This is a genomic window from Microbispora rosea (assembly GCF_044460045.1).
In the GTDB taxonomy this organism is placed as follows: domain Bacteria; phylum Actinomycetota; class Actinomycetes; order Streptosporangiales; family Streptosporangiaceae; genus Microbispora; species Microbispora rosea.
This window is the reverse complement of the sequence record NZ_JBITJO010000001.1, coordinates 1,154,562-1,172,799: the sequence shown is the minus strand read 5'-3', so window position 1 is coordinate 1,172,799 and position 18,238 is coordinate 1,154,562. Positions and strand designations below refer to the sequence as shown.

The 18,238-nt window shown below is 69.6% G+C and carries 17 protein-coding genes; 1 reads left to right on the top strand and 16 read right to left on the bottom strand.

What is annotated here, in order from left to right:
- Positions 1-25: 25 nt before the first annotated feature.
- Positions 26-769 (top strand): SDR family oxidoreductase, encoded by a 744-nt coding sequence (locus tag ACIBK1_RS05690; protein ID WP_396732542.1) that lies wholly within the window; start codon positions 26-28, stop codon positions 767-769.
- A 78-nt stretch (positions 770-847) separates the two neighbouring features.
- Here the strand turns inward: ACIBK1_RS05690 and ACIBK1_RS05685 are convergent, their stop codons facing one another.
- The 16 genes from ACIBK1_RS05685 to ACIBK1_RS05610 form a co-directional block, all read right to left on the bottom strand.
- Positions 848-1,816, bottom strand: a complete 969-nt coding sequence (locus ACIBK1_RS05685; protein WP_396732539.1) for a hypothetical protein — start codon at positions 1,814-1,816, stop codon at positions 848-850.
- A gap of 25 nt (positions 1,817-1,841) precedes the next feature.
- On the bottom strand, positions 1,842-2,837 hold the full coding sequence (locus ACIBK1_RS05680) for a polyprenyl synthetase family protein (protein WP_030506868.1): 996 nt from the start codon (positions 2,835-2,837) through the stop codon (positions 1,842-1,844).
- A gap of 11 nt (positions 2,838-2,848) precedes the next feature.
- Positions 2,849-4,402: an NADH-quinone oxidoreductase subunit NuoN gene (gene nuoN / locus ACIBK1_RS05675; protein WP_030506867.1), complete on the bottom strand. Its 1,554-nt coding sequence runs from the start codon at positions 4,400-4,402 to the stop codon at positions 2,849-2,851.
- Positions 4,402-5,907: an NADH-quinone oxidoreductase subunit M gene (locus ACIBK1_RS05670; RefSeq protein ID WP_030506866.1), complete on the bottom strand. Its 1,506-nt coding sequence runs from the start codon at positions 5,905-5,907 to the stop codon at positions 4,402-4,404. Before ACIBK1_RS05670 ends, nuoN begins: the two co-directional genes overlap by 1 nt.
- Positions 5,907-7,748 carry an NADH-quinone oxidoreductase subunit L gene (gene nuoL / locus ACIBK1_RS05665; RefSeq protein ID WP_036405611.1) on the bottom strand — a complete coding sequence of 614 codons (1,842 nt, stop codon included), beginning with the start codon at positions 7,746-7,748 and terminating at the stop codon, positions 5,907-5,909. The genes ACIBK1_RS05670 and nuoL overlap by 1 nt, the downstream gene beginning before the upstream one ends.
- 66 nt (positions 7,749-7,814) lie before the next feature.
- On the bottom strand, positions 7,815-8,111 hold the full coding sequence (gene nuoK / locus ACIBK1_RS05660; RefSeq protein ID WP_030506864.1) for an NADH-quinone oxidoreductase subunit NuoK: 297 nt from the start codon (positions 8,109-8,111) through the stop codon (positions 7,815-7,817).
- Entirely contained in the window at positions 8,108-9,034 is a 927-nt protein-coding gene (locus tag ACIBK1_RS05655) for an NADH-quinone oxidoreductase subunit J (protein ID WP_036405554.1), read from the bottom strand. The genes nuoK and ACIBK1_RS05655 overlap by 4 nt, the downstream gene beginning before the upstream one ends.
- Complete coding sequence (nuoI, locus tag ACIBK1_RS05650; protein WP_396732534.1) at positions 9,027-9,542, bottom strand: NADH-quinone oxidoreductase subunit NuoI; 516 nt, start codon at positions 9,540-9,542, stop codon at positions 9,027-9,029. The genes ACIBK1_RS05655 and nuoI overlap by 8 nt, the downstream gene beginning before the upstream one ends.
- A complete protein-coding gene (gene nuoH, locus ACIBK1_RS05645; protein WP_030506861.1) occupies positions 9,529-10,890 on the bottom strand; it encodes an NADH-quinone oxidoreductase subunit NuoH in 1,362 nt (453 codons plus the stop codon). The genes nuoI and nuoH overlap by 14 nt, the downstream gene beginning before the upstream one ends.
- A complete protein-coding gene (locus tag ACIBK1_RS05640) occupies positions 10,887-13,241 on the bottom strand; it encodes an NADH-quinone oxidoreductase subunit G (RefSeq protein WP_396733151.1) in 2,355 nt (784 codons plus the stop codon). Before ACIBK1_RS05640 ends, nuoH begins: the two co-directional genes overlap by 4 nt.
- Before the next feature lie 38 nt (positions 13,242-13,279).
- Positions 13,280-14,566: an NADH-quinone oxidoreductase subunit NuoF gene (gene nuoF, locus ACIBK1_RS05635; RefSeq protein WP_030506859.1), complete on the bottom strand. Its 1,287-nt coding sequence runs from the start codon at positions 14,564-14,566 to the stop codon at positions 13,280-13,282.
- 49 nt (positions 14,567-14,615) lie between these two features.
- Positions 14,616-15,287, bottom strand: a complete 672-nt coding sequence (gene nuoE / locus ACIBK1_RS05630) for an NADH-quinone oxidoreductase subunit NuoE (protein WP_030506858.1) — start codon at positions 15,285-15,287, stop codon at positions 14,616-14,618.
- Entirely contained in the window at positions 15,284-16,612 is a 1,329-nt protein-coding gene (locus tag ACIBK1_RS05625; protein ID WP_030506857.1) for an NADH-quinone oxidoreductase subunit D, read from the bottom strand. The genes nuoE and ACIBK1_RS05625 overlap by 4 nt, the downstream gene beginning before the upstream one ends.
- Positions 16,613-16,661: 49 nt before the next feature.
- Positions 16,662-17,327 carry an NADH-quinone oxidoreductase subunit C gene (locus ACIBK1_RS05620; protein ID WP_030506856.1) on the bottom strand — a complete coding sequence of 222 codons (666 nt, stop codon included), beginning with the start codon at positions 17,325-17,327 and terminating at the stop codon, positions 16,662-16,664.
- Complete coding sequence (locus ACIBK1_RS05615) at positions 17,324-17,875, bottom strand: NuoB/complex I 20 kDa subunit family protein (RefSeq protein WP_030506855.1); 552 nt, start codon at positions 17,873-17,875, stop codon at positions 17,324-17,326. The genes ACIBK1_RS05620 and ACIBK1_RS05615 overlap by 4 nt, the downstream gene beginning before the upstream one ends.
- Positions 17,876-17,877: 2 nt before the next feature.
- Complete coding sequence (locus ACIBK1_RS05610) at positions 17,878-18,237, bottom strand: NADH-quinone oxidoreductase subunit A (protein WP_030506854.1); 360 nt, start codon at positions 18,235-18,237, stop codon at positions 17,878-17,880.
- Position 18,238: the final 1 nt, after the last annotated feature.

Genomic DNA, 18,238 nt, shown 5'->3' with positions numbered 1-18,238 from the left:
GTGGCGTCTAGCGAAGGAGAAGACAATGCGCATCGCAGTCGCCGGCGCCACCGGGAACATCGGGAAACTCACCGTCGCCGCCCTCGAACGGGACGGGCACGACGTCGTCCCCGTCAGCCGCTCTCTCGGTGTGGACCTGATGACGGGCGAGGGGCTCGACAAGGCCCTGGACGGCGTCGAGGCGGTCGTGGACGCGATCAGCTCAAACGCGGTCGACCGGGACGAGTCGGTGGCCTACTTCGGCACGACCACCAGGAACCTGCTGGCCGCCGAGGAGCGGGCGGGCGTCCGCCACCACGTGTTGCTCTCGATCATCGGAATCCACAAGGTGGAGGGCAACGCCCACTACGCCGGCAAGCGGGAGCAGGAGCGCCTGGTGTCCGCCGGTTCTGTGCCGTGGACGATCGTCCCGGTCGCGCAGTTCTTCGACTTCGCCGCGATGGTGGCGGGGTGGGCCGAGCAGGACGGCGTCGCCACCATCGCGCCGCTGCTGGTGCAGCCGATCGCGCCCGCTGACGTGGCCGACGTCCTCGCGGAGATCGCGGTGGGCAGGCCGCAGGGCCGTTACACCGACGTGGCCGGTCCCGAGCCGCAGGACCTCGTCGACATGGCCCGGCGCACCTTCGCGGCGCGCGGCCGGACGGTCAAGCTCGTGCCGACCTGGTCGGGAATCTTCGGCACGGCGATGGCCGGCGACGTGCTGCTGCCCCGGGAAAGCGCCCGCATCGCGCCGACCACCTTCGACGAGTGGCTCGCGACCCAGCAGTAGACACCGGCAGCGCGCCCCTTCGGGCCTCGTGCTCGGCCGCCCCCCACTCAGGGCAGGGCGGCCACGGTCACGAAGGCGTCAGGTCAGCGCCGCCTCGGCCCTGGCGTACGCGGCCTCGGCGATGCGCGGCAGCAGTACGGCGGGGTCGGTGCGCGGCCTCGGCCACTGGTTCGGGATCCGCACCTCCAGCACGTAACGCGGCGTCCGCACCACCTCGACCCACTGCGTGACCGACTTCCCCTCCATGACTCGGAAGGCCCAGGACCGGGTGCCAAGAGGCGGCACGGGGATCGGCCGCACGCTCATCGAGCGGCCGAACGCGCTGGAGAATTTCCGGCAGGAGGCCATCGCGGCGGGGTCCCCAAGAGTGCTCAGCATCGGAGCGGGCCCGGTGACGATGGTCTCTGAGAACTCCGCCGACCGTTCCCACGCCTCGTCAACCGTCGCGCGCAGCCGCGTCGCGGCGATCTGCACGCCGTGCCGGTTGAAGTCGCGTAGTACGACGCGCCACGATCCCTCGTTCCACCGCGTGCAGACGGATGACGCGTGGAACAGCTCGGCCGCCCTCGGCGGCGAGATGAACTCCACCGCTCGGCCCTCGGCGGCGGGCAGGGCGACGACCACGCCCGGCCTGGTGATCGGCTCGCCGGCCCCCTCGAAGTTGACGAGCAAGGCCTGACGCAGCAGGGGATCGCCGGGGCCGCTGCCAGGGTTGGGCAGCGAAGACGGCTGCCCCTTCTTCTTCAGCACCTCCGCCTTGAAATCCTGTTCCACGGAGGATTTCGGGGACGAGCGTGCCGACGCGCGCGAAGCCGGCTTGGGCGAAGCCGCCGCGGCGATGGCGTCGCACAGGGCTTGCGCCGAGCCCTCGCCCTCCCCGCACGTGAGGACCTGGTCCTTGTCCACCACGATGGAGTTCGCGGGTGTCGAACCCACCGGGGCCGGGACGGCGGCGGGCGTGCCCGCGCGTGGCATACCGCCGCAGGCCGCCACCGCCAGGAGGCACAGGGCCGCCGACACCACGACCGCACACCGGGTGAACTTCACCCGGCCATGATCTCCTACAGGACGGTCAGCCCGTGCGCTCGACGACGTAGTCGCACAGGGCGACCAGGGCCGTACGCGCGGGGATGTCGGGCAGGCCGGCGAGGGCGGACTTGGCCCGGTCGATCCAGCGGGTGAGCTCCTCGCGGGCCTGGTCCATGGCCCGGTGGGCCCGCAGCAGCGTCAGCGTCTCCTCGACGTCCTGCTCGGCCACCGGTCCCGACAGCAGGGTGCGCAGCCGGGCGTCGGCGGGGTCGTCGGAGGTCAGCGCGTACAGCACGGGAAGCGTGTGGACGCCCTCGCGCAGGTCGGTGCCGGGGGTCTTGCCCGAGTCGGCCGTGGGCGCGGCCACGTCGATGAGGTCGTCGCCGAGCTGCCAGGCCACGCCGATCGCCTCGCAGGCGTCGGTCAGGCGCTCGACCACGTCGGCGGGGGCGCCGGCCAGCATGGCGCCGAAGCGGCCCGAGGTGGCGATGAGAGAGCCGGTCTTGTCGGCCAGCACGCTGATGTAGTGAGCGATCGCGTCGCCGCCCTCGGCGGGCCCGATCGTCTCGCGGATCTGGCCGCGCACCAGGCGGGAGAACGTACGCGCCTGGATCCGGATGAGCTCGCTGCCGAGGTCGGCGAGGATCTCCGACGCCTGGGCGAACAGGTAGTCGCCGGTGAGGATGGCCACGGTGTTGTCCCACCGGGCGTTGGCGGACGGGGAGCCCCGGCGCACCGGGGCCTCGTCCATCACGTCGTCGTGGTAGAGCGTGGCCAGGTGGGTCAGCTCGATGACGACGGCCCCGGGCACGATGCCCGGGGCGTCCGGGTTTCCGAACTGGGCGGCCAGCAGCACGAGCATCGCCCGGAACCGCTTGCCGCCCGCCTCGATGAGGTGCCTGGACGTCTGGGTGACGAAGGCGTCCTCACTCTCGACAGACGAGCGCAGCAGCTTCTCCACCGCCGCGAGCCCGCCCGCGAGATCGTCGGCCAGCCGCTCGTCTACAAGAGGAATGTCCACAACGGGCGGCGCGGCCATACGGAGATCTCCTATCGTACGAACAGGGATTGTGCAGCCGTGTGCGCGAGGTCCAGCACGGGCTGGGGGTAAACCCCGAGAACTACCGTAGCCAATGCCGCGATGCCGACGACGGCCGCGGTCCCCCGCGAGGGCAGCACGACGGACGGACCGTCGGCGGCCGGGTCGCTGAAGAACATCAGCACGATCACACGCACGTAGAAGAACGCCGCGATGGCCGAGGCCACCACACCGATGATGACCAGCGGCGTGGCGCCGTTGGCGACGGCGGCCTGGAAGACCGCATACTTCCCGAAGAACCCGCTGGTCAGCGGGATGCCGGCGAAGGCCAGCAGGAAGAACGCGAACGTCCCGGCCAGCAGCGGCGAGCGCTTGCCGAGCCCGGCCCAGCGGGACAGGTGCCACGCCTCGCCACCCGCGTCACGCACCATCGTGACGATGGCGAACGCGCCCACCGTGGTGAAGCCGTACGCGACCAGGTAGAACAGCAATCCGGACAGGGCCGAGGTGTTCTCCGCCTGGGTGTGGCCGGTGGCGATGACGCCGATGAGCAGGAAGCCGCCGTGCGCGATCGACGAGTAGGCGAGCATCCGCTTGATGTCGGTCTGCGTGATCGCGAGGACCGCACCGACCACCATCGTGAGAATCGCCACACCGTAGAGCACCGGGCGCCAGTCCCAGTCGAGGCCGCCGAGACCGACCCAGAACACCCGCAGCAGCGCGCCGAAGGCGGCCACCAGGGTGCCCGAGGCCATCAGCGCGGTGATGGGCGTGGGCGCGCCCTGATAGACATCCGGCTTCCACGCCTGGAACGGCGCGGCGCCGATCTTGAACAGCAGGCCGACGCCGAGCATGGCCGCGCCGATGTAGAGCAGCGTGTCCTGGCCGCCGACCGCGCCCAGCGCCTGGTTGATCTTCGCGAGGTCGACCGAGCCTGCGTAGCCGTACAGCAGGGCCGTGCCGTACAGGAAGAAGGCCGAGGAGAACGCGCCGAGCAGGAAGTACTTGACCGCGGCCTCCTGCGACAGCAGGCGGCGGCGCCTGGCCAGGCCGCACAGCAGGTAGAGCGGCAGCGACATGACCTCGAGGGCGACGAACGCCACGAGCAGGTCGTTGGACGCGGGGAACAGCAGCATGCCGCCGACCGCGAACAGCAGCAGCGGATAGACCTCGGTGTGCGCGGCCCGCTCGACGAGCGACTGCTCCTCCTCGGCCGAGCCGGGCACCGCCGCCGCGGAGCCGACGAAGTGCTCCTCGTCCTTGATGAGCAGCACGCTCACGAAGGCGAGGATCAGGATCGTCCCCCAGATGAACAGGGCCGGGCCGTCCACGGCCACCGCGCCCATCGCGGCGGGCTTGGTGGGCACGCCCTTGATCGCCTGCCAGACGGCCAGCGCGAACGCGCCGGCCAGCGACAGCAGCGTGAGCGGCAGGTGGATCGCCGAGCGCAGGTAGCGCGGGGCGAATGCCTCCACCAGCACGCCGACGATCGCCGCGCCGAAGACGACGAGTATCGGCGCCAGCAGGGCGTACTCGATACTCGGCGCCTGAATGGTGCCGTTCACTACTGGCCCTCCTGAGCAACGGGTACGGCCGGCTTCGGGTCCGTGACGGAGACGCTCGACAGCGTGTCCTTCACGGCGGGGTTGATCACGTCGAGCAGCGGCTTGGGATAGAAGCCGAACACCAGCAGCAGCGCGACGAGCGGCGCCACCACCCACTTCTCCCTGGCGTTGAGGTCGGGCAGCGACTTGACCGACTCGGCCGTCGGGCCGTTCATCGTCCGCTGATACATCCACAGGATGTAGATCGCGGCGAGGATGACGCCGACCGTGGCGATCACCGCGGGGACGACGTACCGCTGGTAGGTGCCGGTCAGCACCATGAACTCGCTGACGAACGTGCTGAGACCCGGCAGCGAGAGGCTGGACAGACCCGCCACCAGGAACGTCCCGGCGAGGATCGGCGCCACCTTCTGCACGCCGCCGTAGTCGGCGATGAAGTGCGAGCCCCTGCGGTAGATGAGGAAGCCCGCGATCAGGAACAGCGCGCCGGTCGAGAAGCCGTGATTGACCATGTAGAGCGTCGCGCCCGAGCCCGCGCTGGTGGTCATCGCGAACACGCCCATCGCGATGAAGCCGAAGTGCGACACCGAGGTGTACGCGATGAGCCGCTTCATGTCGGTCTGCCCGATGGCCACGATCGCGCCGTACACGATGCCGATCACCGACAGCGTGATGACCAGCGGCGTGAAGAACTTCGCGGCGTCAGGGAAGAGCTCAAGGCAGAAGCGCAGCATGCCGTACGTGCCGACCTTGTCCAGCACGCCGACGAGCAGGACGGCCGCACCGGCCGGGGCCTGTGCGGCGGCGTCCGGCAGCCAGGTGTGGAACGGCCACAGCGGCGCCTTGATCGCGAAGGCGATGAAGAAGCCGAGGAACAGCCACTTCTGCGTCGTCACGTCCTGGATGGTCCCGACCAGGTCGGAGAACATGAACGTGCCCTTGCCGGCGATCGTGTAGAGCGCGATCACCGCCACCAGCATCAGAAGCCCGCCGAACAGCGAGTACAGCAGGAACTTCACGGCCGCGTACGACCGCTGCGCTCCTCCGTACGACCCGATCATGAAGTACATCGGGATCAGCATGGCTTCGAAGAAGACGTAGAAGAGAAAGACGTCGGTCGCCGCGAAGACGCCGATCATCATGGCCTCGAGCACGAGCAGCAGCGAGAAGTACGTCCGGACCGAGCGCTTGCCGGCCTCGGCGTCGTGCCACGAGGCGAGCACCACGATCGGCACGAGGATCACCGACAGCAGGATCAGCACCAGGGCGATGCCGTCCACGGCGACGCCGTAGTGGACCCCGAACTGGGGGATCCAGTCGTACGTCTCGGCGAACTGGAACTTGTCGCCGTTCGGGCTGAACTGGACCGCCATGGCGACGGTCAGCGCCAGCACGATCAGCGACACCACGAGGGTGAACTGCTTGGCGAGCTTGTCGTTGCGGACAAGGGTCACGCCCAGCGCGCCGAGTACGGACACGCCCATCAGGGTTGAAAGCCAGGGCATCACAGGTTCCCTACGACGAGCCAGGCACCGGCCAGAACGGCGGCGCCCAGGAATATCGACAGCGCGTACGAGCGGACGAACCCGGTCTGGACCCTGCGCAGGCGCCCGGACGTACCGCCGATGCCGGCGGCCAGGCCGTTCACGAGGCCGTCGACGCCGCGGTTGTCGAAGAACACGGCCAGGCGGGTCAGCCACTGGCCGGGGCGCATGAACAGCGCCTCGTTCAGGGCGTCGCCGTACAGGTCACGACGGGCGAAGGTGGTGAGGAACGAGGCGCGCGGGGCCACCGCGGGCACCTCGGCCCTGCCGTACTTGACCCAGGCGAAGGCCGCGCCGATCGCGACGAGCGCGAGCGTGACCAGACCGGTGAGGCTGAACGGGTGGAACGACGGCATCTCCTCCGGCGCGCCGACGGCCGGCGCGAGGAAGGTCATGAACCGGTTGCCCAGCACCAGGAACGCACCGAGCCCGATCGCGCCGATCGACAGGATGATCAGCGGCCAGGTCATGACGGCGGGCGACTCGTGCGGGTGGGCCGTGGGCTCCCAGCGCTTGGCGCCGAAGAACGTCATGAACACCAGGCGCGACATGTAGAAGCCGGTGATGCCCGCGCCGAGCACGGCCAGCCAGCCGAGGATCGCGTTGTGCTCCATCGCGGTCTCGATGATGCCGTCCTTGGTGAAGTAACCGGACAGCAGCGGGAACCCGATGATCGCCAGGTAGCCGATGAGGAACGTCACGAACGTGACCGGCATGACCTTGCGCAGCGCACCGTACTTGCGCATGTCGACCTCGTCGTTCATGGCGTGCATGACCGAGCCCGCGCCGAGGAACATGTCGGCCTTGAAGAAGCCGTGCGTGATCAGGTGGGCGATCGCGAAGGCGTAGCCCACCGGGCCGATGCCCGCGGCGAGCACCATGTAGCCGATCTGCGACATCGTCGAACCGGCCAGCGCCTTCTTGATGTCGTCCTTGGCGGTACCGATGATCGCACCGGCGAGCAGCGTCGCGACGCCGACGATCGTCACCACGAGCTGCGCGGTCCCGGCGCCCTCGAAGATCGGGCCGGACCGGACGATCAGGTAGACGCCGGCGGTGACCATGGTCGCCGCGTGGATGAGGGCCGAGACCGGGGTCGGGCCCTCCATCGCGTCGAGGAGCCAGGACTGCAGCGGGAGCTGCGCCGACTTGCCGCAGGCGCCGACCAGCAGCAGCAGGCCGATCGCGGTGAGCGTGCCCGAGGACGCCTTCGAGGCGTTCCCGAGGACGTCGCTGAAGGCCAGCGTGTGGAACGTCGCGAAGATCGTGAAAATGCCGATCAGCAGGCCGAAGTCGCCGACGCGGTTGACGATGAACGCCTTCTTGGCCGCGGTCGCCGCCGAGGGCTTGTGCTGCCAGAACCCGATCAGCAGGTAGGACGCGAGGCCGACACCCTCCCAGCCGACGAACAGGGCCACGTAGTTGTCGGCCAGCACCAGCAGGAGCATGGCCGCGACGAACAGGTTGAGGTAGGCGAAGAACCGCCGCCTGTTCGGGTCGTGCGCCATGTAGCCGATCGAGTAGATGTGGATCAGCGAGCCCACGAAGGTGATCAGCAGGCAGAACGAGATCGACAGCGGGTCGACCAGCAGGCCCACCTTCGCGAGGCCCGGGATGAAGTCGTACAGCTCGATCCCGCGGCGGCGCTCGCCGGGGGCGAAGCCGAGCAGCTGCGCGAACGACAGCGCCGCCACCACGAAGGACGCGACGGCCATGAGCACGCCCAGCAGGTGGCCGAACTTGTCGGTCCTCCGGCCGCCAAGCAGGAGGACCGCCGCTCCCACCAGGGGCAGAGCGATCATGAGCCAGGCTGCTCCGATCGCTCCGCCGGAGTGCTGGATGATCTCAGCGGGTTCCACGGCCACCTCTTAGTACTTCAGCAGGCTGACGTCGTCGACCGACGCGGACCTGCGGGTTCGGAAGATCGTCACGATGATGGCCAGGCCGATGACCACCTCGGCGGCGGCCACGATCATCACGAAGAACGCGATGAGCTGGCCGTCGAGGTTGCCGTTCTGCCGGGCGAAGGTGACGAACGCCAGGTTGCAGGCGTTGAGCATGAGCTCGACGCACATGAACACCACGATGGCGTTGCGCCGTACGAGCACGCCGACGCCGCCGATGGCGAACAGCAGCGCGGAGAGCACCAGGTAGTGCGTGGTCACTTGCCGTCCTCCTCGCTCAGGGACTCCCTCGGGGACTCACCGCGCGGGCGGACGACCCGGCCCGCCACGACACTGTCTCCGACGCCGTCGTCGGGCATCGGCTCGGTGTCGGGGCCGCCGTCCCTGGCCTCCTCGGCCACGGTGGGCGTGCTGTGGCCGTTCGCGTGCAGCGCGGCCTCCTCCTGCTCCAGCACCCGGGCGACCTCGGGAGACAGGATGCCCTGGGACTCCTCGTACCGGGCGATGTAGCGGTTGATCGACAGCGGAGAGACCGACCCGTCGGGCAGCAGCGCCGGCATGTCGATGGCGTTGTGCCGGGCGTAGGTGCCGGGGCCGGGCAGCGGCGCCGGGTTCTTGCCCGTCCTGCCGAAGGCGACGAAGCGCTGCCGGGACAGGTCCTTCTGGGTCGGCTTGGCCTCGGCGCGCTCCCGGTGCGCGAGCACCATCGCGCCGAGCGCCGCGGTGATCAGCAGCGCCGAGGTGACCTCGAAGGCGAACACGTGGCGCGTGAAGATCAGCTCGGCCAGGGAGGGCACGTTGCCCGCCTGCGTGGCGGCGGTCAGGCCCTTGGCGGAGCCGACCACCGCGTTGCCGATCCCGGCCGTGAGCAGGACGGCGAAGCCGAGCCCGCCCACGATGGCCCAGAACCGCTGTCCCCTGATCGTCTCCACGAGGGAGTCCGACGAGTCCACGCCCACGAGCATGAGCACGAACAGGAACAGCATCATGACCGCGCCGGTGTAGACGATGATCTGCACCGCCGCCAGGAACGGAGCGTCCTGCACCGCGTACAGCACCGCCAGCGAGAGCATGACGACGCCGAGCATGAGGGCCGAGTAGACGGCCCTGCGACTGAAGACGAGTCCGAGCGCCGCGATCACCGAGATGACCGCGAGCACCCAGAACGTGATGGACTCACCCATTGCTTCGACCCAACCGGTAGTAGTCCTCTTCGGTCTCGCCGAGGCGCATCGGGTGGGGCGGCTGCTCCATGCCCGGTCCGAGCGGCGCGAGGAGCATCTCCTTGGTGTAGATCAGCGAATCGCGGCTGGAGTCGGCGAGCTCGTACTCGTTGGTCATCGTGAGCGCCCGGGTGGGGCACGCCTCGATGCACAGCCCGCAGAGGATGCAGCGCAGGTAGTTGATCTGGTAGACGCGGCCGTACCTCTCACCCGGCGAGAAACGCTCCTCGTCGGTGTTGTCGCCGCCCTCGACGTAGATGGCGTCCGCCGGGCAGGCCCAGGCGCACAGCTCGCAGCCGACGCACTTCTCCAGTCCGTCGGGCCACCGGTTCAGCTGGTGCCGCCCGTGGAAACGCGGCGCGGTGGGCCGCTTCTCCTCGGGATAGTTGGTGGTCACCGGCTTCTTGAACATGTGGTGGAAGGTGACGCCGAATCCCTTGATCGGGTTCAGCCAATCAGTTGCTCCCACTGGTCACCTCCTTGGCGGCGTCGGAATTGAGACGCGCGGCGGGCACGGCTCCGTGGTAATGCGGGGCGTCGAGCGGCGGCACCGGGAACCCGCCCGCGGACGGCTCCTCGCGCAGCTGCTCGAACTCCTCCTCGATCGCGGCGGCCTTGGCCTCCCTGCGGCGCTGGTTGACGGTGTCGAACCGCAGCCAGATCGCGAGGGCCCCGATGATGACCACAGCACCGATGGTCATGATGATCGCCCGGTTGCTGTCCGGCATCCGGAGCGCCTTGAACGTGGCGGCCAGGAGGATCCAGGCCAGGTTGAGCGGGATCAGCACCTTCCAGCCGAAGGCCATCAGCTGGTCGTACCGGACCCGCGGCAGCGAGGCGCGGACCCAGACGAAGAAGCCGAAGGCGATGACCAGCTTGATGAAGAACCACAGCATCGGCCACCAGCCGGAGTTCGCGCCGTCCCACAGGGAGATCGGCCACGGGGCCCGCCAGCCGCCGAAGAACAGCGTGATCGCCATCGCCGAGACCGTGAAGACGTTCACATACTCGGCGAGCATGAACATCGCGAACTTCAGCGAGGAGGAGTACTCGGTGTGGAAGCCGCCGACCAGCTCGCCCTCGCCCTCGGGGAGGTCGAAGGGCACGCGGTTCGTCTCACCCAGCATCGTGATCGCGTAGATCAGGAAGGACGGGATCAGCGAGACCACGTACCAGGACGGCGCCGGGATGGACAGTCCGAGGATGTCCCAGGTGCCGCCGCTCGCCTGCTTCGCCACGATCTCCGAGGTGGACAGCGTGCCCGCCTGGAGGAACACCGCGACGAACGACAGGCCCATCGCGATCTCGTACGACACCACCTGGGCGGCCGAGCGCAGACCGCCCAGCACGGCGTACGGCGAGCGGGAGCCCCACCCGGCGAGCACGACGCCGTAGACGCCGATCGAGGCGGTGGCAAGGACCAGCAGGACCGCGACCGGCAGGTCGGTGAGCTGCAGCGGCGTCTTGTGGCCGAACATCCACACCATCGGCCCGAACGGCACGACGGAGAAGGCGAGGAAGGCCGGGACGGCGATGATGACCGGGGCAAGGAAGTAGATCACCTTGTCCACGGTGCGCGGCATGAGGTCTTCCTTGAGGCCCATCTTCAGGCCGTCGGCGACCGTCTGCAGCAGGCCGAACTTACCTGCGCGGTTGGGGCCGTAGCGGTGCTGCATGCGCGAGATGAGCTTGCGCTCGGTCCACACGCCCATCAGCACGCCCAGCATCAGGAACACGAAGATCGCGACGGCCTTGATGATCGTGATCCACAGTGGATCGTGGCCGAAGTCGCTCAGCGTGGGTCCGGGGTTGTTCACGAGACGCTCCCGATCGTTACGACGTCTCCGGCGACCGCGCGCAGGTCGCGCGTGACCGACAGGCCGGCGGAGTTGGACGGCACCCACACGACACGGTCGGGCAGGTCCGCGACGCGCACCGGGACGACCACGTCGTCACCGATGGTGATCTTGCCGCCGTCGACCGCGCCGATCTCGGCGGCCGTCGCCTCGGACAGCAGCGCCGCGACCGAGCGGGCGGTCCCCGCGAGGTAGGGCTCGCCGTCCTGCATCCGGCCGTCGTCGAGCAGCAGATGCCAGGTCGCCAGCACGGCCTCGCCCGCCTGCGGCTCCCTGACCGGGCGGCCGGTGACCGCCGGCGCGACCGGGCGGGTGCCCTTCCACGCGCCGAGCGCGGCCATCTCGCGCCGGGCGGCGGCGGGGTCGGGCAGGCCCAGGTGGACGTCCATCTGGTCGGCGACCGAGGCGATGGCGCGCAGGTCGCTCATCAGCCCCGGGACGGCCGTGGCCACCCCGAACGAGCGGCCCCTGCCCTCCCAGTCGACGAACGTCCCGGACTTCTCGGCCACCGCGGCGACCGGCAGGACCACGTCGGCCCGGTCGGTGACCGCGCTGGCGCGGATCTCCAGGCTGACGATGAACGGCGTGTTCTCCAGCGCCGCCAGCGCCCTGGCCGGGTCGGGCAGGTCGTAGGGGTCCACGCCCGCCACGACCAGCGCGTCGACCTCGTCGTTCAGCGCGGCCTCGATGATGCCGGCGGTGTCGCGGCCGGGCGTCCCGGGCAGCGAGGCGACGCCCCAGACCCTGGCGACCTCCGCGCGGGCGCTCTCGTCGCCGGCCGGGCGGCCGATCGGCAGCAGCCCCGGCAGGGCGCCCGCCTCCAGCGCGCCGCGCTCACCGGCCCGGCGCGGCACCCAGGCGAGCCTGGCGCCGGTGGCCTGCGTGAGCCGTACGAGCGCGGACAGGGCGCCGGGGGCGGTGGCGAGCCGCTCACCGGCGAGGACGATCGTGCCCGCGGGCAGCAGGTCGCCGCCGATGAGGTCGCCGAGCGCCTCGGCCTCGGCGCCGGGCGCGGTGCGGATCAGCGTGCCCTTCATCTTGGCCAGGCCCGGCGTGGCGAACGGCGCGAGCGAGTAGACCTTCAGGCCCCGCTTGCGCGCCGCCTTGCGCAGGCGCAGGAAGACGATGGGCGACTCCTCCTCGGGCTCGAACCCGGCCAGGAGCACGGCCGGGGCCGTCTCCAGGTCGGCGTAGGAGACCTCGATGCCCTTGCCGGCCACGGCGTGGGCGAGGAACCGCGTCTCCTCCTCGGAGTGCGGGCGCGCCCGGAAGTCGATGTCGTTGGTGCCGAGGGCGATCCTGGCGAACTTGCTGTACGCGTAGGCGTCCTCGACGGTGAGCCGCCCGCCGACCAGCACACCGGCCTTGCCCCGGGCCCGCAGCAGGCCCTCGGCGGCGACGGCCAGCGCGTCCGGCCAGGAGGTCGGGACGAGCTTGCCGCTCTCGTCACGGACCAGCGGCGACCGCAGCCGGTCGGGCGCGGTGGCATAGGTGAAGGCCCAGCGGCCCTTGTCGCAGTTCCACTCCTCGTTGACCTGCGGGTCGTCACCGGCCAGGCGGCGGGTGACCTTGCCGCGGCGGTGGTCGGTGCGCAGCGAGCAGCCCGACGCGCAGTGCTCGCACGCGCTCGGCGTGGAGACCAGGTCGAACGGGCGGGAGCGGAACCGGTAGGCCGCGCCGGTCAGCGCGCCCACCGGGCAGATCTGGATGGTGTTGCCCGAGAAGTAGGACTGGAACGGCTCGCCGTCGGCGACGCCCACCTGCTCCTTGGCCCCGCGCTCGAAGAAGTCGATGAGCGGGTCACCGGCGATCTGCTCGGAGAAGCGGATGCAGCGCGCGCACTGGATGCAGCGCTCGCGGTCGAGCAGCACCTCGCTCGACAGCGGGATCGGCTTCTCGAACGTGCGCTTCTGCTCGACGAACCGGCTCTCGCCCTGGCCGTTCGACATGGCCTGGTTCTGCAGGGGGCACTCGCCGCCCTTGTCGCAGACCGGGCAGTCGAGCGGGTGGTTCAGCAGCAGCATCTCCATCACGCCGCGCTGGGCCTTCTCGGCCACCGGCGAGGTGAGCTGCGTCTTGACCACCATGCCCTCGGCGACCTCGATCGCGCAGGACGGCTGCGGCTTGGGGAAGCCGCGGCCGTTGCCCGCGTCGGGGATGTCGACCAGGCACTGGCGGCAGTTGGCCGCCGGCGAGAGCAGCGGGTGGTCGCAGAACCGGGGGATCTGGATCCCCAGCAGCTCCGCGGCCCGGATGATCAGCGTGCCCTTGGGGACGCTGATCTGGAAGCCGTCGATGGTCAGGGAGACCATGTCCACGACCGGCTGCTCCGGCTGCGTCGTCTGAACTGTCACTTGGACCCCCACACCGTGGAAGCGGCGGGATCGAACGGGCAGCCGCCGATCTCGAAGTGCTTGAGGTATTCGTCGCGGAACTGCTTCACCGACGAGTGGATCGGGCTCGTCGCGCCGTCGCCGAGGGCGCAGAACGAACGGCCCAGGATGTTGTCGGCGATGTCGGTGATCGTGGCCAGGTCCTCCTCGGACCCCTGGCCCTTCTCCAGCCGCTTGAGCACCTGCTTGAGCCAGTAGGTGCCCTCACGGCACGGGGTGCACTTGCCGCAGGACTCGTGCGCGTAGAACTCGGTCCAGCGCAGGACGGCCCGCACCACGCAGGTCGTCTCGTCGAAGATCTGCAGGGCGCGGGTGCCCAGCATCGAGCCCTTGGCCCCGACCGACTCGAAGTCGAGCGGCACGTCGAGGTGCTCGGCCGTGAAGATCGGCGTCGAGGAGCCCCCCGGCGTCCAGAACTTCAGCTCGTGGCCCTCGCGGATGCCGCCCGCCATGTCGAGCAGCTCGCGCAGCGTGATGCCCAGCGGGGCCTCGTACTGGCCCGGCCGGGTCACGTGGCCCGACAGCGAGAAGATGCCGAAGCCCTTGGACTTCTCGGTGCCCATCCCGGCGAACCAGTCGGCGCCGTTGGCGATGATGCTCGGCACGCTCGCGATCGACTCGACGTTGTTGACCACCGTCGGGGAGGCGTACAGGCCGGCGACCGCCGGGAACGGCGGCTTGAGCCGGGGCTGGCCGCGGTAGCCCTCCAGCGAGTCGAGCAGCGCGGTCTCCTCGCCGCAGATGTACGCGCCTGCGCCGCTGTGCACGACGAGTTCGAGGTCGTAGCCCGAGCCGAGGATGTCCGTCCCGAGGTAGCCCTTCTCGTACGCCTCCCGGACCGCGGCCTGCACCCGGCGGATGACGTGGAGCACCTCGCCGCGGACGTAGATGAACGCGTAGTTGGCCCGGATGGCGTAGGACGCGATGATCACGCCCTCGACCAGCGCGTGCGGGTTGGCCATCATGAGCGGGATGTCCTTGCAGGTCCCCGGCTCGGACTCGTCGGCGTTGACCACGAGGTAGTGGGCCTTGCCGTCGCCCTGCGGGATGAAGCCCCACTTCATGCCGGTGGGGAAGCCCGCGCCGCCGCGGCCGCGCAGGCCGGAGTCCTTCACCGCCTGGATGACGGCGTCCGGGTCCATGCCCAGGGCCTTCTTGGCTGCCGCGTACTCGCCGTACCCGTCGAGGGTGAACGAGTCCGCCTGGTCCCAGTTCCTGGTGAGGACTGGAGTCAGCGTTGTCATCGGTCGCTCACCGCTCCTCGTTCGCTGCGCGGGCCGCTCGTCCGCGTCGTCACTTCTCGCTCCCCTCGGCCTTGGGGGCCTCCCAGCCGTTGGCCTTGGCGATCTTCAGGCCCTCCAGCGACGGGCCGGCGGCCGACGGGCCGTCACCGGCCAGGCCGTCGGGCAGCCCGGCGAGGACCCGGGACGCCTCCTTGAACGTGCACAGCCGGCCCGGGCCGCGCGTGGGCGCGACCTCCTTGCCCGCGCGCAGGTCGTCGACGAGCTGCTTGGCCGACTCCGGGGTCTGGTTGTCGAAGAACTCCCAGTTGACCATCATGACCGGCGCGAAGTCGCAGGCGGCGTTGCACTCCAGCCGCTCCAGCGTGATCTTGCCGTCCCCGGTGGTCTCGTCGTGGCCGACGCCCACGTGCTCGCTGAGCTCTTCCCAGATCCGGTCGCCGCCCATGACCGCGCACAGCGTGTTGATGCAGACGCCGACGTTGTACTCGCCGGCCGGCTTGCGCTTGTACATCGTGTAGAAGGTCGCCACGCCGACGACCTCGGCCTTGGACAGGCCCAGCATCTCGGCGCAGAACTCCTGGCCGTCGTCGGAGACGTAGCCGTCCTCCGACTGCACCAGGTGCAGCAGCGGCAGCAGCGCCGAGCGCGGCCGGGGGTAGCGGCCGATGATCTCCTTGGCGTCCGTCTCCAGACGCTCGCGGACCTCGGGCGAGTACGTCATCGGTCCACACCTCCCATGACCGGGTCGATCGAGGCGACCGCTGAGATGACGTCGGCGACCATGCCGCCCTCGCACGTCGCGGGCACCGCCTGCAGGTTCGTGAACGACGGGTCGCGGAAGTGGACCCGGTAGGGCCGGGTGCCGCCGTCGCTGACCACGTGCGCGCCGAGCTCGCCGCGCGGCGACTCGACCGAGGCGTACGCCTGCCCCGCCGGCACCCGGAAGCCCTCGGTCACCAACTTGAAGTGGTGGATCAGGGCCTCCATGGAGCTGCCCATGATGTGGGCGATGTGGTCGGGCGAGTTACCGAGGCCGTCGGGGCCGAGCGCGAGCTGCGACGGCCAGCCGATCTTCTTGTCCTCGATCATCACCGGGCCGCCCTTGAGCGGGCCGGACAGGCGGTCGAGCGCCTGCTCGATGATCTTGAGGGACTCCTCCATCTCGGCCATGCGGACGAGGTAGCGGCCGTACACGTCGCAGGTGTTCTGCGTCGGCACGTCGAACTCGTACGTCTCGTAGCCGCAGTAGGGCTGCGACTTGCGCAGGTCCCACGGCAGGCCGGCGGCGCGCAGCATCGGCCCGGTGACGCCCAGCGCCATGCAGCCGGTCAGGTCGAGGTAGGCCACGTCCTTGGTGCGCCGGGTGTAGACCGGGTTCGCGTCGAGGAGCTTGCGCATCTCCTTGATCCGCCCCGGCATGATCTTGAGGAACTCACCGATCTTGTCGACCGCGCCGGCCGGCAGGTCGACGCTGACGCCGCCCGGCCGGACGTACGCCATGTTCATCCGCAGGCCGGTGATGTACTCCATCAGGTCGAGCACCATCTCGCGCTCGCGGAAGCCGAACAGCATCGGCGTGGTCGCGCCCAGCTCCAGGCCGTACGTCGCGATCGCGACCAGGTGCGAGGAGATCCGGGTGAGCTCCATCGTCAGGACCCGGATGGCCTGCGCCCGGTCCGGGATCCTGTCGGTGATCCCCAGAAGCTTCTCGACGCCCATGCAGTAGGCGGTCTCGTTGAAGATCGGCGCGAGGTAGTCCATGCGGGTGACGAACGTGACCCCCTGGGTCCACGTCCGATACTCCATGTTCTTCTCGATGCCGGTGTGCAGGTAGCCGATCACCGTGCGGGCCTCGGTCACGGTCTCGCCGTCGAGGGTCAGCACGAGCCGGAGCACGCCGTGGGTCGACGGGTGCTGCGGGCCCATGTTGACGACCAGGCGCTCGTCGGCCGACTCGCTGACGGTCTTGACCAGCTCGTCCCAGTCCTGACCGGCGACGTCGTAGATCCGGCCCTGGGTCTCGGTGGCGGTCTCGGTGGTGCTCACGACGCTCTCCTCGCTGCGCTCGTCCACTCGTGCAGGTCGCCGCGGATGCTCACGAGTACGACCTCCTCCGGTCCGGCGCGGGGACCTCGGCGCCGCGGTACTCGACCGGGATCCCGCCGAGCGGGTAGTCCTTGCGCTGCGGGTGCCCCTCCCAGTCGTCCGGCATCTCGATCCGGGTCAGCGCCGGGTGGCCGTCGAAGACGATTCCGAAGAAGTCGTACGTCTCGCGCTCATGCCAGTCGTGCGTGGGGTAGACCTGAACCGTGGAGGGGATGTGCGGGTCGGCGTCGGGGCAGGAGACCTCCACCCGGACGCGCCGGTTGTGCGTGATGGAGCACAGGTGGTAGACGGCGTGCAGCTCCGCGCCGGTCTCCTCGGGGTAGTGCACACCCGAGACGCCGAGCGACAGCTCGAACCGCAGCGCGGCGTCGTCGCGCAGGTGCTGCATCACCTCGGGCAGGCGCTCGCGCCGCACGTGGAAGGTGACCTCGCCGCGGTCGACGACCACGCGCTCGATGGCGTCGGCGAACGCCGGCTCCAGCGCGTCGGCCACCTCGTCGAAGTACGACCCGTACGGCCGGCTGCTGGACAGCTTCGGCGCGCGGCGGACGACCAGGCGGTTGTAGCCGGAGGTGTCGCCGCTGTCCTTGACGCCGAACATGCCCTTGCGGGCGACGGGCTCCTCGGGCAGCCCGGGCAGGTTCTCGGTGGTCACTTCCCGGCCCCCTGGTCGATCAGCGGCAGCGTGCGCAGCGCCTGGAGCTCCAGCTCCTCGATCTGCTTCTCGCGGTGCGCGCCGAACTTCATGTTCTGAATCTTGTCGTGCAGCTTCACGATGGCGTCGATCAGCATCTCCGGGCGCGGCGGGCAGCCGGGCAGGTAGATGTCGACCGGCACCACGTGGTCCACGCCCTGCACGATGGCGTAGTTGTTGAACATGCCGCCGCTGGACGCGCACACGCCCATCGCGATGACCCACTTGGGCTCGGCCATCTGGTCGTAGATCTGGCGGAGGACCGGCGCCATCTTCTGCGACAGCCGGCCGGCCACGATCATCAGGTCGGCCTGCCGCGGCGACGCGGACGCGCGCTCCATGCCGAAGCGGGCCAGGTCGTGGTTCGGGCCACCGGTGGCCATCAGCTCGATGGCGCAGCAGGCGAGACCGAAGGTCGCAGGCCAGACGGAGTTCTTCCGGGCCCATCCGGCCACCTGCTCGACGGTGGTGAGGACGAACCCGCTCGGGAGTTTCTCTTCAAGACCCATGACTAATCCCAATCGAGGCCGCGACGCCGCCACACATAGGCGTACGCCACGAGGACGGTGACGATGAACAGCACCATCTCGACGAGCCCGAACACGCCGAGTTTGTCGAAGGCCACCGCCCACGGATAGAGGAAGATGATCTCGATGTCGAACACGATGAACAGCATCGCGGTGATCATGTACTTCAGCGGGAAGCGGCCGCCGCCGACCGGCTGCGGAGTGGGCTCGATGCCGCACTCGTAGGCGTCCAGTTTCGCGCGGTTCCAGCGCTTCGGCCCGGTGAAGGGTGCAATGCCCACGGAGAACACGGCGAATCCCGCCGCGAGGACCGCGAGCACCACGATCGGCACATACAGCTCCATG

What these genes read in the sequence shown, in the direction of transcription:
- ACIBK1_RS05690 (WP_396732542.1), top strand. Translation starts at nt 26, where the DNA reads ATGCGCATCGCAGTCGCCGGCGCCACCGGGAACATCGGGAAACTCACC.
- ACIBK1_RS05680 (WP_030506868.1), bottom strand. Translation starts at nt 2,837, where the DNA reads ATGGCCGCGCCGCCCGTTGTGGACATTCCTCTTGTAGACGAGCGGCTG.
- ACIBK1_RS05670 (WP_030506866.1), bottom strand. Translation starts at nt 5,907, where the DNA reads ATGCCCTGGCTTTCAACCCTGATGGGCGTGTCCGTACTCGGCGCGCTG.
- nuoL (WP_036405611.1), bottom strand. Translation starts at nt 7,748, where the DNA reads ATGATCGCTCTGCCCCTGGTGGGAGCGGCGGTCCTCCTGCTTGGCGGC.
- ACIBK1_RS05655 (WP_036405554.1), bottom strand. Translation starts at nt 9,034, where the DNA reads ATGGGTGAGTCCATCACGTTCTGGGTGCTCGCGGTCATCTCGGTGATC.
- ACIBK1_RS05640 (WP_396733151.1), bottom strand. Translation starts at nt 13,241, where the DNA reads ATGGTCTCCCTGACCATCGACGGCTTCCAGATCAGCGTCCCCAAGGGC.
- nuoF (WP_030506859.1), bottom strand. Translation starts at nt 14,566, where the DNA reads ATGACAACGCTGACTCCAGTCCTCACCAGGAACTGGGACCAGGCGGAC.
- nuoE (WP_030506858.1), bottom strand. Translation starts at nt 15,287, where the DNA reads ATGACGTACTCGCCCGAGGTCCGCGAGCGTCTGGAGACGGACGCCAAG.
- ACIBK1_RS05615 (WP_030506855.1), bottom strand. Translation starts at nt 17,875, where the DNA reads ATGGGTCTTGAAGAGAAACTCCCGAGCGGGTTCGTCCTCACCACCGTC.
- ACIBK1_RS05610 (WP_030506854.1), bottom strand. Translation starts at nt 18,237, where the DNA reads ATGGAGCTGTATGTGCCGATCGTGGTGCTCGCGGTCCTCGCGGCGGGA.